Origin of the sequence: Streptomyces sp. NPDC102278 (assembly GCF_044766345.1) — a bacterium.
Lineage (GTDB): Bacteria > Actinomycetota > Actinomycetes > Streptomycetales > Streptomycetaceae > Streptomyces.
The window spans coordinates 1-25,489 of the sequence record NZ_JBIWLV010000025.1 but is presented as its reverse complement, the minus strand read 5'-3'; the positions used below and the strand labels follow the sequence as shown (position 1 = coordinate 25,489).

General features: G+C 70.4%; 27 protein-coding genes and 1 pseudogene. 19 read left to right on the top strand and 9 right to left on the bottom strand.

Annotated features, from left to right (window positions below):
* Nucleotides 1–48: 48 nt before the first annotated feature.
* The 4 genes from ACIRO3_RS34080 to ACIRO3_RS34065 form a co-directional block, all read right to left on the bottom strand.
* Nucleotides 49–1,011 carry a ParB/RepB/Spo0J family partition protein gene (locus ACIRO3_RS34080; RefSeq protein WP_404143297.1) on the bottom strand — a complete coding sequence of 321 codons (963 nt, stop codon included), beginning with the start codon at nucleotides 1,009–1,011 and terminating at the stop codon, nucleotides 49–51.
* Nucleotides 1,008–2,285 (bottom strand): ParA family protein, encoded by a 1,278-nt coding sequence (locus ACIRO3_RS34075; RefSeq protein ID WP_404143296.1) that lies wholly within the window; start codon nucleotides 2,283–2,285, stop codon nucleotides 1,008–1,010. Before ACIRO3_RS34075 ends, ACIRO3_RS34080 begins: the two co-directional genes overlap by 4 nt.
* Before the next feature lie 179 nt (nucleotides 2,286–2,464).
* The gene (locus ACIRO3_RS34070) at nucleotides 2,465–3,139 is read right to left on the bottom strand and encodes a ScbR family autoregulator-binding transcription factor (RefSeq protein ID WP_404143294.1); all 675 of its coding nucleotides are present in this window, start codon (nucleotides 3,137–3,139) and stop codon (nucleotides 2,465–2,467) included.
* Nucleotides 3,140–3,316: 177 nt separating this feature from the next.
* Entirely contained in the window at nucleotides 3,317–4,549 is a 1,233-nt protein-coding gene (locus ACIRO3_RS34065; protein ID WP_404143292.1) for an FAD-dependent monooxygenase, read from the bottom strand.
* A 144-nt stretch (nucleotides 4,550–4,693) separates the two neighbouring features.
* On the opposite strand from ACIRO3_RS34065, the gene ACIRO3_RS34060 reads away from it, so the two are divergent.
* Together ACIRO3_RS34060 and ACIRO3_RS34055 are read left to right on the top strand one after the other, a co-directional pair.
* Nucleotides 4,694–5,455: a TetR/AcrR family transcriptional regulator gene (locus ACIRO3_RS34060; protein WP_404143290.1), complete on the top strand. Its 762-nt coding sequence runs from the start codon at nucleotides 4,694–4,696 to the stop codon at nucleotides 5,453–5,455.
* 128 nt (nucleotides 5,456–5,583) lie between these two features.
* Complete coding sequence (locus ACIRO3_RS34055; RefSeq protein ID WP_404143288.1) at nucleotides 5,584–6,132, top strand: GNAT family N-acetyltransferase; 549 nt, start codon at nucleotides 5,584–5,586, stop codon at nucleotides 6,130–6,132.
* Between the two features lie 139 nt (nucleotides 6,133–6,271).
* On the opposite strand, the gene ACIRO3_RS34050 is transcribed toward ACIRO3_RS34055, so the two are convergent.
* Nucleotides 6,272–7,048, bottom strand: coding sequence for a glucose 1-dehydrogenase (locus tag ACIRO3_RS34050; RefSeq protein WP_361785198.1), 777 nt, complete (start codon nucleotides 7,046–7,048; stop codon nucleotides 6,272–6,274).
* A gap of 300 nt (nucleotides 7,049–7,348) precedes the next feature.
* On the opposite strand from ACIRO3_RS34050, the gene ACIRO3_RS34045 reads away from it, so the two are divergent.
* The 6 genes from ACIRO3_RS34045 to ACIRO3_RS34020 all read left to right on the top strand — a co-directional run bounded on the left by ACIRO3_RS34045 (nucleotide 7,349) and on the right by ACIRO3_RS34020 (nucleotide 13,079).
* Entirely contained in the window at nucleotides 7,349–7,942 is a 594-nt protein-coding gene (locus ACIRO3_RS34045; RefSeq protein ID WP_361785107.1) for a ScbR family autoregulator-binding transcription factor, read from the top strand.
* A 237-nt stretch (nucleotides 7,943–8,179) separates the two neighbouring features.
* On the top strand, nucleotides 8,180–9,031 hold the full coding sequence (locus tag ACIRO3_RS34040) for an AfsR/SARP family transcriptional regulator (RefSeq protein WP_366148657.1): 852 nt from the start codon (nucleotides 8,180–8,182) through the stop codon (nucleotides 9,029–9,031).
* Nucleotides 9,032–9,255: 224 nt separating this feature from the next.
* On the top strand, nucleotides 9,256–10,077 hold the full coding sequence (locus ACIRO3_RS34035) for a TetR family transcriptional regulator (protein ID WP_404143285.1): 822 nt from the start codon (nucleotides 9,256–9,258) through the stop codon (nucleotides 10,075–10,077).
* Between the two features lie 97 nt (nucleotides 10,078–10,174).
* Nucleotides 10,175–10,996, top strand: coding sequence for a BTAD domain-containing putative transcriptional regulator (locus ACIRO3_RS34030; RefSeq protein ID WP_404143283.1), 822 nt, complete (start codon nucleotides 10,175–10,177; stop codon nucleotides 10,994–10,996).
* A gap of 347 nt (nucleotides 10,997–11,343) precedes the next feature.
* Nucleotides 11,344–12,531, top strand: a complete 1,188-nt coding sequence (locus tag ACIRO3_RS34025) for an epoxide hydrolase family protein (protein ID WP_404143281.1) — start codon at nucleotides 11,344–11,346, stop codon at nucleotides 12,529–12,531.
* Nucleotides 12,532–12,572: 41 nt separating this feature from the next.
* Nucleotides 12,573–13,079: a DinB family protein gene (locus ACIRO3_RS34020; RefSeq protein WP_404143279.1), complete on the top strand. Its 507-nt coding sequence runs from the start codon at nucleotides 12,573–12,575 to the stop codon at nucleotides 13,077–13,079.
* Between the two features lie 62 nt (nucleotides 13,080–13,141).
* Here ACIRO3_RS34020 and ACIRO3_RS34015 read toward each other — a convergent pair whose 3' ends face one another.
* Nucleotides 13,142–13,687: a flavoprotein gene (locus ACIRO3_RS34015; RefSeq protein WP_404143277.1), complete on the bottom strand. Its 546-nt coding sequence runs from the start codon at nucleotides 13,685–13,687 to the stop codon at nucleotides 13,142–13,144.
* A gap of 407 nt (nucleotides 13,688–14,094) precedes the next feature.
* Here ACIRO3_RS34015 and ACIRO3_RS34010 point away from each other — a divergent pair, with 407 nt between their 5' ends.
* The 4 genes from ACIRO3_RS34010 (at nucleotide 14,095) to ACIRO3_RS33995 (ending at nucleotide 16,932) form a co-directional block, all read left to right on the top strand.
* A complete protein-coding gene (locus ACIRO3_RS34010; protein ID WP_404143276.1) occupies nucleotides 14,095–14,691 on the top strand; it encodes a dihydrofolate reductase family protein in 597 nt (198 codons plus the stop codon).
* Nucleotides 14,692–14,748: 57 nt separating this feature from the next.
* A complete protein-coding gene (locus ACIRO3_RS34005) occupies nucleotides 14,749–14,961 on the top strand; it encodes a DUF4287 domain-containing protein (protein WP_404143274.1) in 213 nt (70 codons plus the stop codon).
* Nucleotides 14,962–15,050: 89 nt separating this feature from the next.
* The gene (locus tag ACIRO3_RS34000; RefSeq protein ID WP_404143272.1) at nucleotides 15,051–15,911 is read left to right on the top strand and encodes an NAD(P)H-binding protein; all 861 of its coding nucleotides are present in this window, start codon (nucleotides 15,051–15,053) and stop codon (nucleotides 15,909–15,911) included.
* 25 nt (nucleotides 15,912–15,936) lie between these two features.
* Nucleotides 15,937–16,932, top strand: coding sequence for an AraC family transcriptional regulator (locus ACIRO3_RS33995; protein WP_404143271.1), 996 nt, complete (start codon nucleotides 15,937–15,939; stop codon nucleotides 16,930–16,932).
* A 41-nt stretch (nucleotides 16,933–16,973) separates the two neighbouring features.
* On the opposite strand, the gene ACIRO3_RS33990 is transcribed toward ACIRO3_RS33995, so the two are convergent.
* The gene (locus tag ACIRO3_RS33990; RefSeq protein WP_404143269.1) at nucleotides 16,974–17,453 is read right to left on the bottom strand and encodes a GNAT family N-acetyltransferase; all 480 of its coding nucleotides are present in this window, start codon (nucleotides 17,451–17,453) and stop codon (nucleotides 16,974–16,976) included.
* 141 nt (nucleotides 17,454–17,594) lie between these two features.
* Here ACIRO3_RS33990 and ACIRO3_RS33985 point away from each other — a divergent pair, with 141 nt between their 5' ends.
* The gene (locus ACIRO3_RS33985) at nucleotides 17,595–18,563 is read left to right on the top strand and encodes an NAD-dependent epimerase/dehydratase family protein (RefSeq protein WP_404143267.1); all 969 of its coding nucleotides are present in this window, start codon (nucleotides 17,595–17,597) and stop codon (nucleotides 18,561–18,563) included.
* Nucleotides 18,564–18,594: 31 nt separating this feature from the next.
* Here the strand turns inward: ACIRO3_RS33985 and ACIRO3_RS33980 are convergent, their stop codons facing one another.
* Complete coding sequence (locus ACIRO3_RS33980; RefSeq protein WP_404143266.1) at nucleotides 18,595–19,587, bottom strand: ScbA/BarX family gamma-butyrolactone biosynthesis protein; 993 nt, start codon at nucleotides 19,585–19,587, stop codon at nucleotides 18,595–18,597.
* A gap of 414 nt (nucleotides 19,588–20,001) precedes the next feature.
* Between ACIRO3_RS33980 and ACIRO3_RS33975 the strand changes: the two genes are divergently transcribed.
* The 6 genes from ACIRO3_RS33975 (at nucleotide 20,002) to ACIRO3_RS33950 (ending at nucleotide 25,281) form a co-directional block, all read left to right on the top strand.
* Complete coding sequence (locus ACIRO3_RS33975) at nucleotides 20,002–20,676, top strand: ScbR family autoregulator-binding transcription factor (protein ID WP_404143265.1); 675 nt, start codon at nucleotides 20,002–20,004, stop codon at nucleotides 20,674–20,676.
* 105 nt (nucleotides 20,677–20,781) lie between these two features.
* Nucleotides 20,782–21,450 (top strand): ScbR family autoregulator-binding transcription factor, encoded by a 669-nt coding sequence (locus ACIRO3_RS33970; protein WP_404143263.1) that lies wholly within the window; start codon nucleotides 20,782–20,784, stop codon nucleotides 21,448–21,450.
* Nucleotides 21,451–21,706: 256 nt separating this feature from the next.
* Nucleotides 21,707–22,531: a BTAD domain-containing putative transcriptional regulator gene (locus tag ACIRO3_RS33965; protein WP_404143261.1), complete on the top strand. Its 825-nt coding sequence runs from the start codon at nucleotides 21,707–21,709 to the stop codon at nucleotides 22,529–22,531.
* 296 nt (nucleotides 22,532–22,827) lie between these two features.
* Entirely contained in the window at nucleotides 22,828–23,649 is an 822-nt protein-coding gene (locus tag ACIRO3_RS33960) for an AfsR/SARP family transcriptional regulator (protein ID WP_361787354.1), read from the top strand.
* A gap of 314 nt (nucleotides 23,650–23,963) precedes the next feature.
* A complete protein-coding gene (locus ACIRO3_RS33955; RefSeq protein ID WP_361787351.1) occupies nucleotides 23,964–24,227 on the top strand; it encodes an actinorhodin polyketide synthase in 264 nt (87 codons plus the stop codon).
* A gap of 88 nt (nucleotides 24,228–24,315) precedes the next feature.
* The gene (locus ACIRO3_RS33950) at nucleotides 24,316–25,281 is read left to right on the top strand and encodes an SRPBCC family protein (RefSeq protein ID WP_404143259.1); all 966 of its coding nucleotides are present in this window, start codon (nucleotides 24,316–24,318) and stop codon (nucleotides 25,279–25,281) included.
* A 42-nt stretch (nucleotides 25,282–25,323) separates the two neighbouring features.
* Here the strand turns inward: ACIRO3_RS33950 and ACIRO3_RS33945 are convergent.
* Nucleotides 25,324–25,489, bottom strand: a pseudogene (locus ACIRO3_RS33945) (2-oxoacid:ferredoxin oxidoreductase subunit beta); the annotation flags it as partial.

Here is a 25,489-nt window from a genome sequence, read left to right as displayed (position 1 = left end):
GGCGTTAACGGCGTTAACGGCGTCAGCGCCCCCGGCGTGGGTGCGGCCTCAGATACGGGTCATCAGCAGCTCGGTGACGGCCTTGAGGTCGTCGGGGGTGAGGTGGGCGGTGAGGGCGTCCGCGATGGTCTCCGGGGAGTTCGTGGAGATCGTGATGCGGGGGGAGGCGGGGATGGCGGAAGCGACGGGGATGGCGGGGGCGGCGGCTGCGGGGGGTGCGGACGGCGCGGGAGGCGTCACGGCGTTAACGGCGTTAACGCCGTTAACGGGGGTCGGGGTCGCACGGGTGCGCTGGCGCGGGGGATTGACGGCGCTCACGGCGTCGTTCGCCGCCGCTGCCTGCTCCTCGTGGGGGAGGCGGCCGATGCGGCGGGCCGGTTCCACCTTGAGTTCGCCCGTCTCCACCTTCTCCTGGAGGGAAGGGGTGAGGTTGAGCAGCGACAGGCGTTGGGAGACCCAGGCCGGCGTCTTGCCGAGCCGCTTGGCCACCTGGGCCTGCGAACCGTGGACGTCGACGAGTTCCTGGAGGGCGCGCGCCTGGTCCATGGGGGCCACGTCGACCCGGTGGACGTTGGCGATCAGCGCGGATTCGAGGATGTCCGCCGCCGAAGCGGACAGGGCGTCGTTGACGTGGATGTGCATGGTCTTGAGGCCGGCCAGCTGCGCTGCCGCGAGGCGCCGGTTCCCGTCGATCACCACGTACGGCGCGCGCCCGAGGCCGTCGGTCTGGCCCGGATGGGCCTCCATGAACGCCATGCGGGTGGCGACCGCGAGGGGCTGGAGTTGGCCGCGGGAGACCAGGGACTGGGCCAGCTCGTCCAGTTCCGTCAGGTCCTCGCGGAGGTTGAACGGGTTGTGTGCCAGCGCCTCGATGGGTACCTCGGAGGGCGGGACGACCCCGGAGGTGGGGGCGCCCGTGGCTTCCGCGATCGCGGCCCGGCGGGAGCTGACGCCGGCCGGCTGGGCTCGGGCGAAGGACGCCGAGACTCCGAGTTTGTCGGCCTTGCTCATGAGATCTCCCTGGCGAGCGCGCGCAGGGCGACCGCCTGGTCGCCCTTGGGTGAGTAGACGAACAGGGGCTGCTTGACCCGTACGGCCTCGCGCTGTTCCTTGAGGTCGGGGACGATGGCGACGACGCGCGGATCCTTTATGTCCATCCAGGCCTGGAGGGACGAGGTCGCGATGTAGCCGCGGCGGCCGTCGTAGAGGTTCACGACGAGGCCGAGGTAGTCGATGTCGAGGCTGAGGTCGTCGCGGAGGTCGTTGATCTGCGAGGTGAGCAGGTCGTAGGCGTCGGCCGAGGAGTCCTCGGCCTGTACGACGATCAGGGCGCCGGAGGCTCCGGGCTGTTCGGCGTCGCGACGTCGTCCGTAGTAGATGGCCGCGTCCATGCTGAGGCCGAGGCTCGGGGGGCAGTCGATGAGGATGACGTCGTAGTCGGCCTCGACGGGGGCGAGGGCGCGTTCGAGAGCGGCCTCGCGGGCGCGGACGGTGGAGAGTCGGACGTCGAGGAGGAAGGCGTCGGTGCAGGCGGGCAGGATGTGCAGCCGGTCGCCGAAGCGCTCGTCCGGGATGGGGACGATCAGGTCGGCGAGCGGGCCCTTGGCCTCGCCGGCCATGTGGCAGGTCAGGCTGTCGCCGCCGATGGGGAGCGGCTGTTGACCGAGCTGCTTGGTGAGGTGGCCCTGCGGGTCGAAGTCGACGAGCAGGACGCGCATGCCCAGACCCGGGAGGTCTTCGAGGTCGAGGGGGGTGGTCGGCAGCGGCTGCTGGTCCTCGTAGGTGGCTTCTTGGTCGACCTGGGCCGGGGAGCGGCGGGCCAGTTGGCGGGCGACGCGGACCGGGTGGAGGGAGGCGGGGTCCTCGGCGAGGGCTTCCGCCGTGCCGGCGGTGACGGCGGTCTTGCCGACGCCGCCCTTCTGGTTGCAGACGACGATGCGTCGAACGACGGAGGGCCGCTTGACCGTGGGGGCCGGGTTCATCTCCAGCCAGAGGCGGACGGCTTGGGCGAGGCCCTGGATGAGGGAGACCCCGCGGTGCTTGGAGTCGGTACGGAAGGATTCCCACTGACCGGCGGGCAGCCAGGTGGAGAACGACTCGGCACCGGAGGTGTCGACGGAGGAGGGTGACGAGGCGAGGGCGCTCCAGTGGGCGATGCCCTCGTGGACGGCGTCCTGGATGTCGACCCGCAGTTGAGCGGTGCGGATCTTCAGTTCCTGGCGCAGCCACGGGGGGAGCTTGGAGACGACCTTCTCTCGGTCGCTCTGGGACGAGGGTGAAGTCATGAGAGGGACTTTACTAACGTTCCAGGGTGTTGGTGAGCACCACGCTTGGGTTTTGCTAACGAAACCCTACGCAGAGGCGATTTTTGAGCCCTGGTACGTGACAGGACGGCCTCGCAAACGCCGTGGCGAGCACCCCCGTGGTTCGCCACGGCGCATGTGAGGCCGCCCTGGATACGTCGTCAGCCGATCTGCTCCGCAGGGGAGTCCGGGCTCGGGAGACCGAGTTGGGCCCGGCACTCGGGCGAGCCGGCCGGGTCGAATGCGGAAATGCGGTGCGCGGGCGCGATCCCGGGGAGGAGGAACGTCCACAGGTCGGCGATCCGGGCGTGCAGGTCCTCGCGGGTGGTGCGGACGTACGAGGTGACCTGGATGCCGGTGAACGACCCGATGAGGAGGGTCGAGAGATCCGTGACGTCCAGCGCGGGGAGGACGTCGCCCGCCTGCTGGGCCGGCGTCAGCAGGCTGTGGGCGGTGTCCACCCACGTGTTGTACGGGGTCGCGTCCGGGTGCGTGAACGAACCGAACTCGATGACCAGACGGATGCCCGCGCGGATGCGGACGTTGGTGCGCAGGCCGTGAGCCATCTGGTGGGTCACGTCGATGGCGGTCTGGAGGCCGGGGTTCTCGATGGCCGGGAGGTCGTCGGACACCTGGAACTGCTCGTCCATCAGGGTGCGGGCGAGGGCTTCCTTCGACTGGAAGTGGAAGTAGAGGGCGCCCTTGGTGACTCCGGCGTGCTTGACGACGTCGCTCAGGCTGGTGCCGTGGAAGCCGGCGTCGTCGAAAGCGATGGCCGCACCGTCGAGGATCGCCTGTCGGGTGACCTCGGCACGTTCCTGTCTGACCCTGGCCACGTGCGTGTCTCCTGATGATGTCCGGGCGGCTGTCCGGCCAATGTAGTGGGGTGGGGGCAAAAAAAACCAGTCGGCAAGTACTTTTCTGCGGGGCGGGGCTGACGGCCTGTGGGGCGGATATCGGTTAACGGCGTTAACGCCGTTAACGCCGTTAAGTGGAGTGAGGCCCTCCGGTGGTCAGGGTGTGTGCGCGCCCGCCTGCGTGCGCGCGAGGCTCTCCGGGAGGGCGAGGCTCTCCGGGAGGGCGAGGCTCTCCGGGAGTGCGAGGGTGCTGACCTTCTGGCCCTGTTTCAGCATCCAGGCCAGGCAGCGGGGTCGGCTGAGCACCGTGTTGCGCAAGCGCAGGCCGAGACGGGTGGCGGGGGCCAGGAAGGGCCCCGTACGGTCACCGCCGCGTTGGCACCCCTCGGCGTACGGGCGGACCAGGGACTCGTAGCGGGCGAAGGCGGCCTGATGATCACCGGGGGTACGGGCGAGTTCGGAGGCCAGGACGTACGCGGCCACGATCCCGGTACCGGTCCCCATTCCGCCGATCGTCGCACCACAGGCGGCGTCTCCCACGAGGGCCACCCTGCCGGTGGACCAGGTGTCGACGTCGGCCCGGCTGATCGAGTCGAAGTAGAGCTCCGGGGTTTCGTGGAGGGTGGCGAGCAGCTCGTGGGTCTTCCAGGGGAGGGAGCTGAAGGCGCGGGTGACGAGTTCCTTCTGGGCGCGGAGGTCGTGGCGGTCGTACGGGACGGCCGGCGAGGCGAAGACGAAGAACGCGCCGTCGGCGCTCGCGGACGCCAGTCGGCCCGGAGCGTTGTAGCCGGTGCTGCCGGGGCGGGGGAGGTCCAGGCGGGTGGGGAGGGCCCAGGAGGCGGCGTAGTAGCCGAGGTGCCTGACGTGCTTCTCTTCCGGACCGAAGGCGAGCCGGCGGATGTTGGAGTGGAGGCCGTCGGCGCCGATGACGAGGTCGAAGGTGCGGGGCGGGGAGTGGTCGAAGGTGACGTGCACCCCGGTGGAGGTCTCGGCGAGGCGGGTGACCGAGTCGCCGAAGACGTACTCGGTGGTGGGTCGTGAGGCTTCGTACAGCACGCGCGAGAGGTCGCCGCGGAGTACTTCGATGTCCCCGCCGGCGAACTCGGCCGGCAGGTGGAGGAGTTCCTTGTCGTCCTGGTCGACGAAGGTCATGGGGCTGCCGCCGGTCTGGATGCGGCGAAGGGTGTCCAGGACGCCCATGCGTTCCAGGACGGTGCGGTGGGTGTCGCCACGGAAGTCGACGGCCTGGCCGCCTTGGCGGAGGGCCGGGGCGATCTCGACGACGGTGGGGCGGAAGCCGTGGCGGCCCAGCCAGTAGGCGAGGGCGGGTCCGGCGATGCTCGCGCCCGAGATGAGGACCGTCACGGGGTGCTGCGGGTGTCGGGGCATGGGATCTCCTTGGGCGCGCACATCTGCGTGCCGGGGACATGGTGTGCCCGGCAGAGACTGCGTCTGCTGAATACTGCGTCCGGTGGATACTGTTCGCTCCGTGTACGGTAGACGCAGTTTTCGTGCGAGCGCAAGGGGATGGCGATGTCCGGCGAACAGTGGGGTGCGGCGGTACGACTGCTGTGGGGGCCGCCGGCGAAACCCGCACGCGGGCCGAAGCGCGGCCTGACGCTGGAGGGCATCGCGGCGGCGGGCGTCGGGATCGCGGACGCGCAGGGGCTGGGCGGTGTGTCGATGCAACTGGTGGCCGGGGAACTGGGGGTCACCAAGATGGCCCTCTACCGGTACGTGCCGGGGAAGTCGGAACTGGTCGCGCTGATGGTGGAATCGGCGATGCCCGAACCGGTTCTGCTGGACGAGGCGTTGGCGGACGCCGACGGATGGCGCGGGAAGCTCGGCGTCTGGGCGCGGGGCCTGCTCGCCGGTTTCCGGGAACACCCGTGGTTGCTGGAGGCGACCGTGGGGGCGCGGGTGATGGGGCCGAGGGAGATCGGCTGGATGGAGCGGGCCCTCGTCGCGCTCGACGGGTGCGGGCTGAGCGGGGCCGAGGCCATGGACACGGTGGTGCTGATGTCCGGGCACGTACGGGGAATCGCCGAGCAGGAGCGAGCCGCGGGCGGTGGGACGGGCGGCCCGGATGGGCCGGGCGGGCGGGGCGGGCCGGACGCGGAACTGGGGAAGCTGCTGGGCGAGGTGATGCGCGAGCACGGTGAGCGCTACCCGGCGTTGAACGCCGCACTGACCTCGGTCGCGGAACACGGGGGGCAGGACCAGGCGCTGGAGTTCGGGCTGGAGCGGATCTTCGACGGCGTGGGGTTGTTGGTGGAACGGCGGACGCGAGGCTGAGGCGGGTGGGCGCGGCCGGGGAGGGGGCCGGGGCGGGGAGGGGGAGGGCCGGGCGCGGGCCGGGGCGGTGGTGCCGCGCGGGGTCGGGGTCGGGGATCCCGTCGGGGGTGTCGGGTAGGTTGTCCGTCATGGCTGAGCCGGGGCCCGTTGTCTGGCCGCCCGCCCCCTTGCGGACCGAGCGGCTCGTACTCCGCGCGTCTGTGGCCCGGGACCGTGCGGCGTTCATCGACCTGTTCGCCTCGGCGGAGGTGCGGACGTACCTCGGTGGCCCCCGACCACGTGCTGAGCTTGAGAACGCAGTGCCCGAAGTGCCCGGGCGGCGCCCCGGCGTGTTCGTGGTCGATCACGACGGGGCGATGATCGGCATCGTCACGCTCGACCGGCGGGACGCTGAGCGTCCCGGGCACGTCCGTCCTGATGCCGCGGAGGCCGAGCTCAGCTACATGCTCCTGCCGGAGGCATGGGGACGTGGGTACGCCCTGGAGGCATGCACGGCGGCGCTCGGCTGGTTCGCCGACGCGTTTCCCGGCGAGCCGTTGGTGCTCTGTACGCAGGCCGCCAACGATCGCTCGGTACGTGTCGCGGTGAAACTGGGGTTCACCGAGGTGGAGCGGTTCGAGGAATTCGGCGCCGAGCAGTGGTTCGGCGTGTGGTCCTCGGTCCCGCCGTCCGGTTGAGCTCAGGGTCGACAGCCACGAGACTGCCGTCGAACGCCGCGCCGTTAACGGCGTTAACGGCGTTAATGCCTCTGGCTGTCGGGGCGCCTTCCGGACAGCGGCTTTCAGGGCCTTGGCTGCGTCGTCGGGTGGTGCGGCGTCAGCGGGTGGTCCAGCCGCCGTCCACCGAGAGGGTGGTGCCGACCACGAACGAGGCGCGGTCGCTGCAGAGCCAGGCCGCGGCTTCCGCGATCTCCTGGGGCTCCGCGATACGCGGCAGCGGCGCCGAGTTCAGGAGCATCTGTTCCACCTCGGGGTTCTGCTGGAGCCAGGTGTCGATCATCTCGCTGCGGGTGGAGCCGGGCGCGATCGCGTTGATGCGGATGCCGTGGGGCGCGTACTCGCACGCCGCTGCCTTCGTCATGCCGACGACCGCGTGCTTCGAGGCGACGTAGGGGGCCGCGACGGGGGTGGCGACCAGACCGGCGGTGCTGCTGTTGTTGACGATCGAGCCGCCACCGGTGGTCAGCATGGCGCGGATCTCGTGGCGCATGCAGTTCCAGACGCCGCGGACGTTGGTGTCCATGATGGTGTCGTAGACGTCCTCGTCGAGTACGTGCATGGGCGCCGGAAGCGCGCCGACACCCGCGTTGTTGAAGGCGGCGTCCAGCCGGCCGAACCTGGTGACGGCTGCCTCGACGGCGCGGGCCACGTCCTGGGAATCACGGACGTCGGCGACGACGTACTGGACTTGGTGGCCGGCGTCGCGCAGTTCGTCGGTGAGCGCGGCCAGTGGGTCCTCGCGGCGGGACACGAGGGTCACGGAGGCGCCCTCACGACAGAACACACGGGCGGCGGCTGCCCCGATACCGGCGCTCGCTCCCGTGATCAGTGCTGATTTCCCAGCCAAAAACCGACTGCTGTCGTCCCCCGTCATCACGTCCGCGACCGTAGCACGTGCACGGACGGCGGGAGGGGGCGGAGTGCAGGTTCCACCAACCGGCCCCGACCGCGGATTGCGCTGGTTGGAGGCTTGGGGAGGCCGGGTCGGGGCAGAGGTTCGCGTGTGCCCTGTTCGGAGGGTGGGTGGAGCCGCTCCAGCCGGCCGGAGTTGTTCACTCCGGTACGAGTCCGGCCAACCTCCAGCGCACCCACCGACCGTGGCACCAAGATCTCGTGACCCTTTGTGTACATCGAGGGTGCGATGAATGCGGCGAGTGCGGTGTGTGGAGCCTCCATGGTCAAGAAGGAGCGTGCGGCTCGCACGCGCGAAACGTTGGTGCGTGCTGCCGCGCAGGTCTTCGCGGAGGAGGGGTTCGCGGCGGCGTTGGTCTCGGCGATCAGTCGCCGGGCCGGGGTGACTGCCGGCGGCCTGCACTTCCACTTCGCGAGCAAGGCCGAGATCGCCCGGGCCGTCGAGGAGCGGGCGGCGGACGCGGTCGGTCGGATCACCGACGCGCCCTGGTCGGCGGGCGATCCGGTGCGGGTGTTGGTCGATTCGACGGCCGAGCTGATGGAACTGCTCGCGCAGGACGTCGTGGTGCGGGCCGGTTTCGCGCTGTCGGCCGACTCCTCCCACGCGAGTCGGGTGGACCTGCGGGGGCGATGGCGCTTGTGGGTGGAGGAGTTGCTGGGGGCGGCCGAACGGGGCGGGATGCTCGCCGAGGGGGTGTCCTCGCAGGACGCGGCGCGGGCGGTGGTGGCCTCGACCGTCGGGCTGGAGGTGTTGGGCGCGGCCGAGCCGGAGTGGGTGGCGCCCCAGACCCTCGCGCGGATCTGGGGGTTGGTTCTGCCGAGGTTGCTGGCGGGGGAGAGGCCGGAAGAAGACTAAACGGTCTGTTTGATGGGCCCGATTCGAGGCTTTTGGTGTCCTGTCGGGGGGTGGGTCAGGGGGCGACGTTGTTGCTCCACTCCTGAATGAGCGATGAACTCGCAGGTCAGATAGGTCTCTTGAGTGAGCCTGGGGCGTCGCCGGCCTGAAACTGGTGCGGTGGGAAGTTCATTGACAAACCGCCGGTCCTGTTTTTTACTGACTCTTGCGACTCATCCAAGGACAGGGGAGTACGACGTGGACATCGATGTACTGGGCGCACTGGCCGTGCGGGAGAACGGGATCTCCATCACGCCGACCGCCCCCAAGCCCCGGCAGGTCCTGGCCCTCTTGGCCCTCCATGCCGATCAGGTGGTGCCCGTGTCGGCACTGATCGAGGAACTGTGGGGCGGCCTGCCGCCGCGCAGCGCCCGCACCACGCTGCAGACCTACGTACTGCAGTTGCGCGCGCTGATCGCGACCGCCCTGGAGGGCGGCGACGGGACGCGGACTCCGAAGGACGTGTTGGTGACGTTGCCGGGGGGTTATCTGTTGAGCAGTGGTGGTGGGACGAGTGATGTGCGGGAGTTCGAGCGGTTGTCTGGGATGGGGTATCGGGCGGTGGATGCCGGTGATCATCCTGGTGGTGCGCGGTTGTTGAGGGAGGCGTTGGCGTTGTGGTCGGGGCCGGCGTTCGCGGATGTTCAGGGTGGGGTGCAGTTGGACATGGAGATCCGTCGGTTGGAGGAGACGCGGTTGTGTGCGTTGGATCAGCGGATCGAGGCGGATCTGCGGTTGGGTCGCCATCGTGAGTTGTTGGCGGAGTTGACGGTGTTGGTGAGTCGGTACCGCACTCACGAGAACCTGCACGGGCAGTTCATGCTGGCCCTCCACCGCTCCGGCCGCCGCGGCGAAGCGCTGGACGTGTACCAGCGGCTGCGCACGACGCTCGTACGGGACCTGGGGTTGGAGCCGTCCGGAGCGCTGCGCAGACTCCAGCGGTCGATCCTGATGGCAGGGCCCGAGGGAGGGGCGACGGCCGCTGTCGGCGCCGGCGCCGGGCCGGGGGCCGTCGGGAGTACGCGGGTGGAGCGGCTCGTACGGGTCTGAGCGCGGCGCACCCGTGGGGACGGGCGCGTGAGTGGTCGCGGGCGCGTGGGTGGCGGTCGCGTGTGGGTGGCGATCGCGCGTGGGGGTGGGCGCGTGAGTGGGTCACCCGGGTGGGTTGCGTGGCGGGTCGAGCGGGGCTGGGGCTGAGCGGGGGCTGGTGGGGTCGGACGAGGGCGGCACGTGCGGTGCCGCCGCGGACCGGCTCGGGTGAGAGGAGACGAGCGGTGCAGGAGAGGTCGGAGCGGACGCGTAGGCGGCTGCTCTTCGCCGGGGCCGAGATGTTCCATCGGAACGGCTATGCCAATGCGACGCTCGGTGAGATCGCGGGTGCGGCCGGGGTCACGAAGGGGGCGCTGTACTTCCACTTCGCCTCGAAGGACGAGCTGGCGGACGCGGTGCAGCAGTGGGGCTGTGGGCTGTTGCACGAGGCGGTACGAGGATTACGGGAGGCCGGGGACTCACCGTTGCAGGCGCTGATCGGCACGACGCACTGGCTGGCGCGCACCCTGCACGAGGACCCGGCGATTCCGGCGAGCTTCCGGATCACCAAGGAGTGCGCGGGGCAGCAACCGGCGGTGGTGGACTTCCAGGAGGCATGGCTGTCGGTGGTCTACCGGCTGCTGCGGATGGCCCGGGACGCGGGGGAGTTGGCGGGCTTCTCGGGCGGGGCCGCAGGGGCAGGCAGGGCGGACGTGGTCGGTACGGCGGACGTGGTCGGTACGGCGGACGTGGTCGGTACGGCGGACGTGGTCGGTACGGCGGACGTGGTCGGTACGGCTGATGTGGTCGGCGCGGCCCGCAGTGGTGGTGCCGGCGGTCGGTGGGAGGGCGCGGAGGCGCTGGTGGCGGCCGCCGTCTGCGGGATCGAGGTGCTGTCCGGGACCGGGCTGTCGTACCGGGAGTTGAAGGGCAAGGTGGCCGCCCTGTGGGGGCTGCTCCTGCCGAGCCTGGTGGGGGAGGCGCGGGCCGGGGAGTACCGGACCTGGGGCGAGGAGGGCACCGCGGACGAGCGGTGCCTGGAAGGCGTGGGGTTGAGCCGGGCGTGAAGAGTCGGGTGCGGGTGCGGGTTCAGGTACGGGTGCGGGTTCAGGTACGGGTGCAGGTTCAGGTTCGGTTTCGGGTTCGCGAAGTGGAGGGGAGACCGTGAAAATTCAGGTTCTGGGTCCGTTGAGTGCCGAGGTTAACGGGGGCTCGATCGTTCCGACTGCCGGCAAGCCGCGCCAGATCCTGGCGCTCTTCTCGCTGCAGCCGGGGCGTGTGATTCCCGTACCCACGCTCATGGAGGAGATCTGGGGTCACGATCTCCCGCAGAGCGCGCTGACCACACTCCAGTCGTACATCCTGCAGCTGCGTCGCCGACTGGGCACCGCCATGGGGCCGGGACGGCCGGGCAGGGCGAAGGAAGTGCTCGCCACGCGGCACGGGGGGTACGTGCTCCAGGTGCCGCCGGAGGCGGTGGACGTGTACACCTACGACAGCCTCCTCGCCCGGGGGCAGAGGGCGTTCGAGGCCGGCGACGACGAGGGGTCCGCGGCCATGCTGCGGGAGGCGCTCGCGCTGTGGAACGGGCCGGCGCTGGTCGACGTACGGCTCGGCCCGATCCTGGAGATCGAGGTCATGCGGCTGGAAGAGAGCCGGTTGGTCACGGTCGAGCGGCGGATCGACGTCGACCTGAGGTTGGGTCGCCACACGGAACTCCTGGTGGAACTCACCGAACTGACGGCGCGGCACCCGCAGCACGAAGGGTTGCACTCGCAGGTCATGGTGGCGCTCTACCGCTCGGGCCGGCAGGCGGCGGCCCTGGACGTGTACCGGCGGTTGCGGAACCGGCTGATCGACGACCTGGGGGTGGAGCCGTCGCCGCAGTTGCAGCGCTTGCACCAGGCGATGCTGGCGGTGGATCCGGCGTTGGACGTGGCGGCGGGGGCGAGGCGGGGGTCGACGTTCGACCTGTACGCGGCGTAGCCGTTTCCCTGGCCGGGAGGTTTTGTGGCGGGTGCCGGTGCCGGTGCCGGTGCCGGTGCCGGTGCCGGTGCCGGTGCCGGTGCCGTGGCCGGTGCCCCCTGGTGGGTGCCCTGGCTGGGGTGGGTGGCGGCGGGGTGGTGCGAGTGTGGCGGCGGGGTGTGTGCGGCCCGGACTGCGTTCGGCTTTCCGGGGCTCCGCCCCGGACCCCGCGCCTCAAACGCCGGCGGGGCTGTGAGTGGGCCCGGGTGCCGGTGCCGGTGCTGCGGCGGGGCTGGATAGTGGGCCCAGGTCGCCTCGGCGGGGCTGGATGGTGGGTCCGGGCCCGGGGGGCGTGGCAGGGTGGGGGGATGGGTGAGCTTGGGCAGGGGTTTCGGGAGTTTCGGCTGGATGTGGGCGAAGGGGAGTTGGACGACCTTCGCGGGCGGTTGGCGCGAGTGCGGTGGCCCGATGAGTTGAGCGGGGTCGGGCGGGCGTACGGCATGCCGTTGTCCGAGGTGCGGGAACTCGTCCGGTACTGGCGTGAGGAGTACGACTGGCGGGCCGCCGAGGCGCGGATCAACGGATGGGCGCAGTACACCACCCGGATCGACGGGGCCACCGTCCACTTCGCGTACCTCCGCTCGCCCGAGCCGCACGCGACACCCCTGCTGATGACCCACGGCTGGCCCGGGTCGTTCGTGGAGTTCCAGCGGGTCGCCGGCCCGTTGACCGATCCGCGGGCGCACGGCGGGGACCCAGCCGACGCCTTCCACCTGGTGCTGCCCCACATCCCCGGGTTCGCCCTGTCGGGGCCGACCACCGAGCCGGGCTGGGAGTTCCAGCGGGTGGCGCGCGCCTTCGGGACCCTGATGGAGCGGCTCGGGTACGAGCGGTACGGGGTGCAGGGCGGCGACTGGGGCGCCGCGGTCTCACGGGAGTTGGGGCGGCTGCGGCCCGGGAACGTGGTCGGCGTCCATCTGAACCTGCTGCCCGGCGCCGGGGCGACCTCCGAACCCACGCCGGAGGAACTGGCCGCGCTGGAACCCGCCGAGCGACAGCGGACGCTGGCGTCCTGGGAGCGGTACCGGGGGTGGGCGCGGGAGCGCCAGGGGTACGCCGACATCCAGGCGACCCGGCCGCAGACCCTCGCGTACGCGTTGAACGACTCACCCGTCGGGCTGCTCGCCTGGATCGGGGAGAAGTTCGCCGAGTGGAGTGATCCGCGGACCCCCGTGGACCGCGACCGGATGCTGACGAACGTCATGCTGTATTGGTTGACGGGCACCGTCGGTTCCGCCGCCCGGATCTACTACGAGCGCGCCCACGCCGACTACTTCGGGCAGCCGCCCGAGGTGTCGCGGACCCCGACCGCACTCGCCGATTTCCCCCGGGACAACTTCATCCCGCTGCGGCACATCGCCGAACGCACCGACCACATCGTGCGCTGGACCTCGTACGACAAGGGCGGCCACTTCCCCGCCATGGAGGTGCCCGATCTGCTGGTGGCGGACGTACGGGCCTTCTTCCGGGAGCTGAGGACGGCATCCGGCATGTGAAACGGTCGGCGGGCGGGGAGCGGGACTGTGATGATCGCCCGATGAACGACGAACAGAGGACCCGACCGGTCCTGACCGGCGACGAACGTGCCACGCTCACCAGCGTCCTGCAGGGGCAGCGGGACACGCTGATGATGAAGTGTGCGGGACTGACGGACGAACAGCTGCGCCGCAGGGCGGTCGCGCCGTCCGCGCTGAGTCTGCTCGGGCTGGTGCGTCATCTGGCGGAAGTCGAGCGGAGCTGGTTCCGCAATGTCATCAACTCCGAGGACGTACGCCGCTACTTTCCGGAGAACGAGGCCGGTGAGTGGACGGACTTCCACGTCGAGGACGCGGACCCGGCGGAGTCGTTCCGCATCTGGGAGGAGACCTGCGAGCGCTCCCGCGCGATCGTGGCGGCGGCCGAGTCCCTCGACGCGCGGGGCCACCACGAGGATCAGGCCTACTCCCTGCACTACGTCCTGGCCCACATGATCGAGGAGTACGCCCGCCACAACGGGCACGCCGACCTGCTGCGCGAGACGATCGACGGGGCCACGGGGGAGTAGTCGGGTTCAACGGCGAGCGGCGAGCGGCGAGCGGCGAGCGGCCGGGGCTACGGGGCCGGCGGCTACGGCGCCGGGGTGCCCTGGCGGTCCACGGCGTCCAGGGCCACGGCCCAGGGGAAGTGTGTCGGGGCGTCCTCGTCCGGCGGACCGGGAACGTGGCCGCCCTCGCCGTGGAGGAGTTCCACGCCCGCCCCCCGCAGCTCTGCCAGCGAGAGGTCGAACCGCGGGTGCGCCGCGAGCGCGGCGTTCGTGCAGGGCATGGCGACGACGGGGATGCCCTTGCCGATGGCCTCGGCGGCGATCCCGGCCACGAACCGGTCGGTGAGCCCGAGCGCCCAGGCGTTGAGCGAATTGAAGGTGACCGGGGCGAACAGCACGGCGTCGGCCGCGGGCCACACGTCCGGATCCCCGGGCAGCTTGTACTGCCAGCGCACCGGGTTTCCGGTCAGGGCGGCGAGTCCGTCGAGGCTCTCGGACACCCAGTGCGCGGCCGTCGGGGTCAGACCGAGGCAGACGTCCCAACCGCGCGACTGGGCGTTCTCGATCACGTGGGCCACGTCGAAGACGGGCGGGGCGGCGGAACAGAGCAGATACAGAGTCCTCGTCATACCGCCATGTGATCATATTCCTCCACCTCAAGCGGACTTGAGGTGTGAAAGTCATCGCCGAGAAGACAAAGAACGCCGGGGACGCGGCGCCCTCGGGGTCCTTGTTCCGCTGGGAGTGCTCGACGGTGGCGACGGGTCGGCCGATCGCTTCGATGTCCGCCGCGTGGGGCGTGGATTGCGCGGTCATGTGGATCAGCTTCATACCTCAAGTCTGCTTGAGGTCAAGGGATTCTCGCGGGAGCGATGAGTTTCGGGTGGCGGGTTCGTCTGTCTCTGTGACGTGGCGCGACAAGAATGTGGACGGTGTGCACATTCCCTTGTAGGCTGCGGAACGTGCAGATGTGGACGCCGTCCACATCTGAGGGTGGGACCGTCGGGCACCGGCGGTCGACGAGGGAGCGAGTCACATGCGCATCGTGGTCAGCGAGTTCATCAGCCTGGACGGTGTCGTGCAGGCACCCGGCGGGGCCGGCGAGGACGGCGACGGCGGGTTCGCGCACGGCGGTTGGTCGCACCCGTTCTTCGACCCGGAGGTGGTCGGCGGTGCCTTCTCCGACGCGATGGGCGGGGCCGAGGCGCTGCTGTTCGGGCGACGCACGTGGCAGACCATGGCGGCCGCGTGGCCGGAGCGGGCGGGGGACCCGTTCGCCGACCGGATGAACGCGATCCGCAAGTACGTCGTGTCCGAGACGCTCGGCGACCCCGAGCCGGCCTGGGGGAACACCACGCGCATCCCCGGCGGTGAGGCGGTCGCCCGCATACGGGAGCTGCGCGGGACCGAGGGCGGCGACCTGGTGGTCATGGGAAGCCCCACCCTCGTCCGCACCCTGCTGGGCGAGGGCTTGGTCGACGAACTGCGGCTCATGATCATGCCGGTGCTGCTCGGCGGTGGTAAGTCGATCTTCCCGGACGACGGCGGTCTGCGGACGCTGGAGTTGGTCTCCACGGTCACCAGCGCCGCAGGCGTCAACGTGTGCACCTACCGGCCGGTGACCGGGGGCTGAGGCCGGTACCGACCCGTCCATCCGCTCACCCACCTGCGTACGGAAGGAACCCCCGACATGACCGAAGCGGTCAAGGGCCCCGCGAGCTACTTCCCCTCCATCGAGAAGAAGCACGGCCGCCCGATCTCGGAGTGGAAGGCAATCATCCGCTCCTCGCCCCTCACCCGGCACATGGAGCTGGTCAGCCGGCTCAAGACCGAGCACGGTCTGGGCCACGGCCACGCCAACGCCCTCGTGGCGCACACCCTCGCCGAGGATGCCGGCAAATGAGGCGTTGAGCCGAGCGGTTTGGACGCTCGCGTATGGAGCTGAGCTTTTCGGCTATGTTCCGTCTCGGCGGCCGGCGGTTGACTGGTCACATGACAACGACACGGAACGCCGAGAACCCCGCGAACACGCAGGACACGCAGGACGCGCCCCTCACCCTCGTCATCGGGGGCAACGGCAAGACCGGCCGGCGCGTCGCCGAGAAGCTGCGGGCGCAGGGCCGTCCGGTCCGGATCGGATCGCGCACCGCGGAGCCCGCCTTCGACTGGCACGAGCCCGCGGGCTGGGGCGCGGCGCTGGAGGGCGTCGACCGGGTGTACGTCACCTACTACCCCGACCTCGCCTTCCCGGGGGCGGCCGAGCAGGTCGGCGCGTTCGCCGAGGCGGCCGTCGCGGCCGGTGCGCGCCGGTTGGTGCTGCTGTCCGGGCGGGGCGAGCAGGCGGCCGAGCGCAGTGAGGACAACCTCAAGGCCTCCGGCGCCGACTGGACCGTCGTCCGGGCCAGCTGGTTCAACCAGAACTTCGACGAGAGCTTCTTCCTGGAGCCCGTGCTGGCCGGGGAGATCGCCCTGCCGACCGGGGACGCCGTCGAACCCTTCGTGGACACCGAGGACATCGCGGACGTGGTGGTGGCCGCGCTCACCGACGACCGGCACATCGGCAGGACGTACGAGCTGTCCGGCCCGCGGCTGCTGAGTTTCTCCGACGTCGCCGCGGAGCTGTCGAAGGCCACCGGTCGCGAGATCACGTACGTGCCCGTCTCGGACGCGGACTACCGCGCGGTCCTGCGGGCCCACGACCTGCCGGAGGACTTCGCCGAGCTGTTCACCCTGATCCTCGACGGGCGCAACGCGCACCTGGTGCACGGGGTCGAGGAGGTACTGGGCCGGGGGCCCAGGGACTTCGCGGACTTCGCCCGGGAGGCGGCCGCCACCGGGGTCTGGGACGTGTGAGGGCGCGCGGGGGAGGATGGGGCTCATGGACACGCTGACCGGTCTCCTCGAAGGGCCCAAGGCCCGGGGGGCCTTCCTCCTGAAGTCCGTTCTCAATCCTCCGTGGTCCCTGCGCGTGGAGGACCGGGCCCCGCTCTCGGTGATGACGCTGACCCGGGGCTCGGCCTGGTTGCTGCCCGACGACGGCGAGCCCGTCGCGATCGGCCCCGGTGACCTGGTGGTCGTACGGGGGCCGGCGCCGTACACCGTCGCGGACGCGCCGGACACGCCGGTACAGATCACCGTCGGCCCGGACCAGCGCTGCAACACCGAGGCGGGCGAGGACGTCACCGACACCATGGCGCTGGGCGTGCGCACCTGGGGCGAGGCGCCGCGGGACGCCGACTCGACGGTGATGCTCAGCGGCACCTACCAAGCGCCGAGCGAGATCGGGCGCAGGTTGTTGAGCGCGCTGCCGACGGTGCTGGTCCGCCCGGCGGGCGCCGCGGACGCCACGCTGGTCGCGCTGCTGGCCTCGGAGATCTCCAGGGACGAGCCGGGGCAGGAGATCGTTCTCGACCGGCTGTTGGACCTGCTGCTGATCGGGGTCTTGCGGGCCTGGCTCGCCGACCCGGGATCGGGGTCCCCGGCCTGGTACCGGGCGCAGGGCGATCCGGTCGTCGGGCCGGCCCTGCGCCTGCTGCACGAGGATCCGGCGCACGGCTGGACGGTCGAGGAGCTGGCGCTGAAGGCGGGGGTGTCCCGGGCCTCGCTGGCCCGCCGCTTCACGGAGCTCGTCGGGGAACCGCCCGTCGCCTACCTGACGGGTTGGCGGATCGCGTGGGCGGCGGACCTGCTGCGTGACCCGGAGGCCACGGTGGCGACGGTGGCCCGCCGGGTCGGCTACGGGAGCGCGTTCGCGCTGTCCACGGCCTTCAAACGGGTGCGGGGGGTGAGCCCGCAGGAGTTCCGTGCCGGCAGGGCCCCGGTTGCCGCGGCCCCGAAGGAGGCGCGGCCGCTGACCGTGGTCCTGCGGGAGTAGCGGCGGCCTTCGGGGTCTGCGGAGCCCGGTCCCGGCGTCCGTCAGAGGGGGAGGACGCCGACGCGCTGGGTGCCGCTCAGTTCGCCCGTGAGCGTGAAGCCCAGGCCGAGGTAGAAGGGCTCGGGGGTGTGCTCGGCCGGGTTCCAGGAGACGTACGCACGGGTGCCGCCGAGGCCGCGGATCTCGTCGGCGACGGCCCGGACCGCGAAGCGGCCGTATCCCCGCCCCTGGTGTTCGGCGGAGACGTTCAGGCGCCAGATGCCGGAGCGACGGTCGTTGGCGTCGCCGCCCCAGGAGATGTCGAAGAAGGCCATGACGAAGCCGACCACTTCCTCCGCACCGTCGTCCCGGCGGTCCACGATGGCCCGCGGCCAGGCGCTCGCGCCGTACACGTACGCCTCCGCCAACGATTTCAGGACAGGTGACACGAGGTGCTCCTGGTGCGGGTGAAGCCGGATCGCGCACACCGCTTCGAAGTTTTCCGGGGTGACCGGCACCAGGCGGGGAGTTGAGCTGTTCATCGTCTCAGCCTACTTTCCGCCAGGGCGATGGTCGGCGAGAGCGGAATGCTGATAAGACAGTAAGTGCGGACCGCTCCTCCACTTCCCGCACCTCCCGTACTTCGCGACGAAAGGCCGGCGTTGATACCCGAACGGATCCTCGTGACGGGCGGCACCGGTTTCATCGGATCCCATGTGACGGCCCGCCTGACGGCCCCTGTGGGCGGCTCGGACGACCGGAGCGGCCGGGAGGGTCCGGCCGGTCCCGCGTTGCGGCTGCTCACCCACCGGCGGACGCTCGCGGGCCACACCTTCGACGGGGCGCCCGGGATCGAGACGGTGACCGGCGATCTGACGGACCCGGCGTCCCTGCGCGGCATCTGCGAGGGCGTCACCACCGTCGTGCACCTCGCGGCCCGGATCGGCGGCACCGAGGAGGAGTGTCGGACGGTCAACACCGAGGGCACCCGCGCCCTGCTGGACGAGGCCGCGCGGGCCGGCGTAGGCCGCTTTGTGCACCTCGGCACCGCCGCCGTCTACCGGGACGGACCGCACCGGGGCGAAGCCGAGGGCCTGTTGGCCGAGGAACCGGTCTCCGCGACCAGCGTCACACGTCTGGAGGGCGAGCGCCTGGTCCTCGCGGCGGGGGGCGTCGTGGTGCGGCCCCACCTGGTCTACGGACGCGGCGACACCTGGATGGTTCCCGCGTTGGTCGACCTGATGGGGCGCCTGCCGTACTGGGTGGACGGGGGGCGCGCACGGCTCTCGATGATCTCCGCGGACGCCTTGGCGGACGCGCTGGCGGATCTGGCCCGGCTGCCCGGAAGGCTCGCGGGACAGGTACTGCACGCCTGCCACCCGGAGCCGGTGTCCGCCCGGGAACTGGTCACCACCGTGGGGCAGGCCCTCGGGGTGCCGCTGCCGGAACGGGACATCACCCTGGAGGAGGCGTGCGAACGGCTGGGTGCGGCGGGCGACCCGGTCACCCGCCGCAGGATCTCGCTGCTGGCGGTCGATCACTGGTACGACGGCAGCCGCTTGTGGAAGCTGGTCGGCGCGGAGCCCGGACCGGGGCTGCCGCAGGGGTTCGCCCGGTACGCGCCGTGGTACCGGGAGAACTCGGCCCGATGACCGGCCGCGGCTCCCGGCCGAAGGGGCCGAATCAGTCGGAGGCTATGGTTCCGGTGACGGTCGCCTCGAATATCCGGGCGTCGCCCTGGCGTCCGGTGACGTGCACGGTGCGGACGCCGGGATCCATGGAGTGGGGGACCTCGGTGTCGATCCAGCACGGGGCGTCCAGTTCCGCGTAGTTGTGGAACGAGGACTCCACCGCCGTGGGTCTGAAGGAACGGGTGTGGAGCGTCCCGCAGGCGGCCTGCCGGGCCGCCTCCACCAGGACCATGCCCGGGTGGTGGTCGTTGGCGTGCTCGAAGAGGATCGGGTGCGTCAGGTCCGGCGAGAGCAACCAGCGGCCGGGCCGGTCGCCCGGGGCGAGGACCACGTCGAAGGGCAGCAACCGGCCCGCCGTCGCCGGCTGGATCGGGGCCGGACGCGGCGGGAGCTGCGCGGGAGCGGCAGTGGAAAGCCTCCCGTACTCACCGCGCAGCCGGCGGTAGACCGCCGGGGGAACGAAACTGAAGAGCCCGGAGCCGGTGGCCGCGATCCGTCCGTCCCGGCGGACGCTCACCTCCAGGAAACCGGAGAACCGGTTGCCCTTCCAGCCGAAGTCCCGGCAGGTGGCGATGAGTTCCAGGTCGGTCGGGCCGGCGCCGATCAGCAACTGTTCCAGGTCGGCCTTGAAGCCCAGGCTCCACAGCAGCACGTTGTGTCCCAGGGGCACCCCGTACTCCGCGTGGCACAGTAAAAGGCCGGCCTGACGGACGGTCTCCCCCACTTGGACGAGGTCGTGTCCGGTACCGTCCGCGCTGATGAAGAAAGTATGGGCCCGCGGCCACTGGCCGGTCAGCAGGAAGGTGTCGTCACCGATCCGCTCGTAGCCGGTCAGGAACACCTCCGCCACCGAGCTGCGATGCACGTACTCCCGGGGGACGGTGCTAGTGAGCCGGGGAAGCTCGTCACAGCGCGTCGTCCGCCGCACGCCGGCTTCCTTCATGGACGGCGCGGGGGTGTTGTTCTCGAACGTGAGCAGGGTCATGGACCTCTCCGCAGAGCCGAGTTGACGGATGGGACGAGCACTTGAAGTCGTAAGATACGTACTCTCCGGTTTTGTTTGCAAGGATGTTCTGGCCTCCACTTGGCGCAGATGTCGCCACGGGGCCGATGTGAGGGTGTCGGTATCACCGATAGGTTAAAACAAACCGGGTGGATGGTTTGCAAAGGGCTGTTACAGCCTGTTCATTCTTGGCTGCTCAGCGAAGTTGATCGTGCGCGCGCTCGACGAACGCGAGAACTTCTTCCGTTCCCTGAGACGGACTTGACTGCGGTGGCCAGAAGGTCACGGTTTATTGTTTCCGTCTTGATAAAATACGGACCTTCTGGTTGGTTTTACGTGGGGGGAGCGGAACCCGAAGGGTTCCGTCCGTGTGGGCCCGTGGACATCGGAGGCATCGTGGCACGTCAAGAGCGTGCAGTACGCACGCGTCGTGCGATCTTGGAAGCGGCGGCCTCGGTCTTCGACGAGCGCGGATATGAGGCTGCGACCATCGCGGACATCCTCACCCGTGCCGGCGTGACCAAGGGTGCGTTGTACTTCCACTTCTCGTCCAAGCAGGATCTGGCGCGAGGAGTCCTCGACGAGCAATTCGCCGAGGGGGGCGTACCACCGCGCCAGAGCAAGCTGCAGGAACTCGTCGACACGTCGATGGTGATGGCCCATCGCATGCAGCGCGACCCCATGCTGAGCGCCGGTGCGCGGCTCTCGCTCGGGCCCGACATGCGGGAGATCTTCGGAGGCGGATCCGTCCCCGGCTGGATCAAGGTGACCGAGGGGATGCTGATCCAGGCCAAGGCGCGCGGCGAGTTGTTGCCGCACGTCAACACGGCGGAGACGGCCTGGACCCTCTCCGCCTGCTGGACCGGGGTCCAGATCTACTCGCAGACGCTCGTCAACCGCGAGGACATCGAACACCGGGTCTCGGTGCTCTTCGAGCACGTCTATCCGAGCATCGCGACGCCCGCGGTCCTGGCCCGGCTGGAGATGGGGCGGACCCGCGGGGCCGAGGTGGTGGCCGAGATGGAACGGTTGGAGGCCGCGGAGGTGGCCGGCGGCCAGGTCGCCTCCTGACTCGCTCCAGCGTTTCTCGGGCACGGCTCCGTCGAGGCGTCGGATCGTGCCTGCGATGCTGTGTACCCCCCTGGGCAAACCGCCGAGGCGGTTTGTGGAGATCGCATGGTCAAGCAGGAACGTGCTGCCCGCACGCGTGAGGTTCTGGTCCGCGCCGCCGCGGAGGTGTTCGTCGAGGAGGGTTTCGCCACCGCCTCGATCGGCGCGATCAGCAAACGGGCCGGAGTCAGCGCCGGCGGCCTGCACTTCCACTTCGGCAGCAAGACGGCCTTGGCCGAGGCGGTGGTGGACCGCGCCGCGGCATCCGTGCGCGTGATCACGGTGTCCCGACTGGCAGGGGGGAACGCGCTCCAGGCGCTCGTCGACTCGACGCACGACCTGATGGCCCTCTTGGCGCACGATCCCGTGGTCAGCGCGGGATTCGGGCTCTGCGTGACGGCCGGAACCGGCCGCGACGCGGGGGCCGGCACGTGTGGCGTGCGCCGCCAGTGGCAGCGCTGGGTCGAGGCGATGTTCCGTACCGCCGCCCGGAACGGGGAACTGGCCGACGGCGTCTCGGCGCAGGACGCGACGGCCGCCGTGGTGGCGGCGATCGTCGGCTTCGAGGCCCTCGGGGCCGACGAGGGGGCATGGCTCGCGGAGCCCTCGCTCGCCCGCTACTGGGCCCTGATGCTGCCCCGGATCGCCGCGGACGGCTCGCTCGGAGTGCTGCGCGCCGACGGTTCGGACACGATGTGCGTGGCCGGTGCCGTTCCGAGCGGCGTCCGCGACTAGCAAACTGAATGGTCTGTTCCGGTCTTGAAGCACCCCTCAGGAAGGTTTCTGAGGGGTGTTTTTTGCGTACGCCGGCGGCTCTCCAGAGCCGCTATTTTCTGGCAAATGCGCAGGTCAGGTGCTGTGCTGGGGTGCCCATGGCGCATGTTCCCAAAAAAACGGCCCGGCCGGTTTGGTATTGACAAACCGCTGATGCTGTTTTTTGCTCATTCCGGTGAAAGTCGAGGGCTCATCCAACGAAGCAGGGGAGTACGGCGTGGACATCGATGTACTGGGCGCACTGGACGTACGGGAGAACGGGATCTCCATCACGCCGACCGCGGCCAAACCCCGTCAGGTGCTCGCGCTCCTGGCGCTGCACGCCGACCAGACGGTCCCCGTCGCCGCGCTGATCGAGGAACTGTGGGGCGAGCGACCGCCGCGCAGCGCCCGCACCACGCTGCAGACGTACATCCTCCAGCTCCGCGCGCTCATCGCCACGGCGCTCGCCGGCGGCGAGGACGCCACCCGGACTCCGAAGGACGTGTTGGTGACGTTGCCGGGGGGTTACTTGTTGAGCAGTGGTGGTGGGACGAGTGATGTGCGGGAGTTCGAGCGGTTGTCTGGGATGGGGTATCGGGCGGTGGATGCCGGTGATCATCCTGGTGGTGCGCGGTTGTTGAGGGAGGCGTTGGCGTTGTGGTCGGGGCCGGCGTTCGCGGATGTTCAGGGTGGGGTGCAGTTGGACATGGAGATCCGTCGGTTGGAGGAGACGCGGTTGTGTGCGTTGGATCAGCGGATCGAGGCGGATCTGCGGTTGGGTCGCCATCGTGAGTTGTTGGCGGAGTTGACGGTGTTGGTGAGTCGGTACCGCACTCACGAGAACCTGCACGGGCAGTTCATGCTGGCCCTCCACCGCTCCGGCCGCCGCGGCGAGGCCCTCAGCGTCTACCAGCGGCTGCGCACCACCCTGGTGCGCGAGCTCGGCATAGAGCCCTCGGCCGCCCTGCGCCGGCTCCAGCGCTCGATCCTGATGACCGGGCCCGAACGCCCCCTGGAATCCACCGAGACGCCCCGCAGGCGACTGGCACCGGTGGGCTGACGGGTCATCGCACGGTCTTTGCGCGCTCATTTCCCCACGGCCGCCGGACCCCCACTGTGAAAAAGACCGGACACCACCGCGGAAAAACTGCCACGGGAGCCCCCGGAAAAGGGTCATCACCACTGGTTAAGGGGCTCCCACCAGCAGAAACCCGTCCGACAAAGCACCAGTGCGGAGGGCTGCTCGATGCAGGCTCAAGAATTCGGGGACATGGCCGGGGGCGCCGTTACCGTTACCGGGTCGAATGCTGAAATCCGAGTGTGGCGCGACGAATTGCGGAGGGGAGACGGGAGACCGTGAAGATTCAGGTTCTGGGACCTTTGAGTGCCGAGGTCAACGGAGGATCGATCGTTCCCACGGCGGGCAAGCCGTGTCAGATCCTGGCGCTTCTCGCGCTCTACCCGGGCCGGGTGATGCCCGTGCCGACCCTCATGGAGGAGATCTGGGGCACCGACCTGCCACAGAGCGCGCTCACCACCTTGCAGACGTACATCCTCCAACTGCGCCGCAGGCTGGGCACGGCCATGGGGCCGGGGGCCCCCGGCTCGGCGAAGGACATCCTCGCGACCCGGCACGGCGGATACCTGCTCCAGATCCCCCCGGAGTCCGTGGACGTCCACACCTACGAGACCCTCGTGGCCGGCGGCCAGAGCGCCTTCGACGAGGGCGACGACGAGACCGCGGCGGACCTGCTGCGCAAGGCGCTCGCCCTGTGGCAGGGGCCGGCGCTGGTCGACGTACGGGTGGGCCCGATCCTCGACATCGAGGTCCTGCGACTCGCCGAGAGCCGGCTCGTCACCACCGAACGACGGATCGACGTCGACCTGCGGCTGGGACGGCACACGGAACTCCTCGCCGAACTCACCGAACTGATCGCCCGACACCCGCAGCACGAGGGCCTGCACTCGCAGGCGATGGTCGCGCTGTACCGGTCGGGGCGGCAGGCGAGGGCGCTGGACGTCTTCCGGCGGCTGCGGACGCGGCTCATCGACGAACTGGGCGTGGAGCCGTCGCAGCAGCTGCAACGGCTGCACCAGGCGATGCTGAAGGTGGACCCGGCGTTGGACGTGGTGGCGGGGCCGCGGAGGTCTTCGACGTTCGACCTGTACGCGGCGTAGGCCTCCGGGGGTTGTGCGGTGGCGCGGTGCGGGTGGCGCGGTGCGGGTGGCGCGGTGCAGTGCGGGTGGGCCGGCCGCCGCCCGCCGGGTTGCGGGGCTCCGCCCCGGACCCCGCGCCTCAAACGCCGGCGGGGCTGGATTGGCCGGACCCCGCGCCTCAAACGCCGGCGGGGCTGGATTGGACGGGCCCCGCGCCTCAAACGCGGGGCCGGAGTGGTCCGGGCGGGCGTTGAGTCGTGCTCCAGGGAGGGTGGTCAGGCTCGGGGGACCCGGGACGCGTTCGCGTGCTCGCGGACGAGGAGAGGGGTACACCCATGGACCGGCTGGAACTCACCGATCTGACGCGGATCCTGCGCGCCTGGGGAGGTGAGGAGGAGGGCGTCGAGCTGGACGACGACGTCCGCGACCTGTACTGGGTGGAGCTCGGCTACGACTGCCTTTCCGTCCTGCAGACCACCGGCTACCTGGAGCAGAGGTTCGACATCGCCTTCGACGAGGAGGCCGTGGAGTACGCCGACACCCCGCGCCGCTACCTCGACCTGGTCAACCACGTGCTGGGTTCCCGCGCCGCGGTCTGAGACCGCGCCCCGGAACTCCACCCGGAGTCCAGGAAGCTTCCTGCGGATACGGACAGGCTCTGCATCAAGCTTTGAGAGAGGGTGTCTGATGTCTGTCGAACGAGTGCACCGGATGTCACACGCGGTGGACGCGGCCGCACCGGCCGGCGTCCTGTACGCGCTGGTGGCCGACACCGCCCAGTGGCCGCTGCTGGTACCCGACACCGTCCATGTCGAGCCGTGGGACTTCGACGGCAGCCGGGAACGGTTCTCCCTGTGGGACACCCGCGACGGGACCGTGCGATCGTCGTTGTGGCGGCGGACCCTGGATCCCGAACGGCGGCGGATCGACTTCCGCCAAGAGGTCCCCGCCGCTCCCGTCACCTCCGCGGGCGGCAGTTGGACGGTACGGCAGCTCGCCCCGGGCTGGTCGCGGCTGACCCTGGAACAGGACTTCACCGTCGCCGGCAACCGGGGCTCCGACGTCGAGCGGGCCCGCGCCGACGTCGAACGCGGCGCTCGCGCCATGCTCGACCGGATGCGCGAGGCCGCCGAGCGCTGGGAGCGGCTCGACGCGCTGACGATGAGCTTCGAGGACTCCGTACGGTTCGACGGGCCGGGCGAACCGGTCGGTGCCTTCCTGTACGACGTGGCCTCCTGGCCCGGCCGCGTACCGCACATCGCGGGGGCCGACGTCGTCGAGGACCGCCCGGGGGTGCAGCGCGCCACCGTCCACACGCTGACCGCCGACGGCTCCGTCCACACGACGGAGTCCGTACGGGTGTCGTTCCCGGCGGCCGGCCGCACCGTCTACAAGGAGACCGTGCCGTCGGCCCTGCTGGCCGCGCACACGGGGGAGTGGTCGGTCGTCCCGGACGAGACGGGAGTCACCGTGCTCTCCCTGCACCACGTGCTGCTGGACGAGCGCGGGGTGGAACGCGTCCTCGGCCCCGACGCCGACCTGTCGCAGGCGCGCCGGTACGTCCGCGAGACCCTGGCCCGGGAGAGCGCGGCCACCTTCGAGCAGGCCCGCGCCTACGCGCTGACCTCGGTCAGGGGCCTGCGGGCGCTCTGAGCGCCGGACCGCGAGCGGAGGTCCGGCGCCCGTGCGCACCGGTCAGCCGCCCAGGACCGTCCAGGTGTCGTTGCCGGCGAGGAGGCCGGAGAGGTCCGCCTTGCCCTGCTGCGCGATCGCGGTGTCGAGTTGGTCGGCCATGAGGGTGTCGTAGACGGGTCGTTCGACGCTGCGCAGGACTCCGATGGGGGTGTGGTGGAGGGTGTCG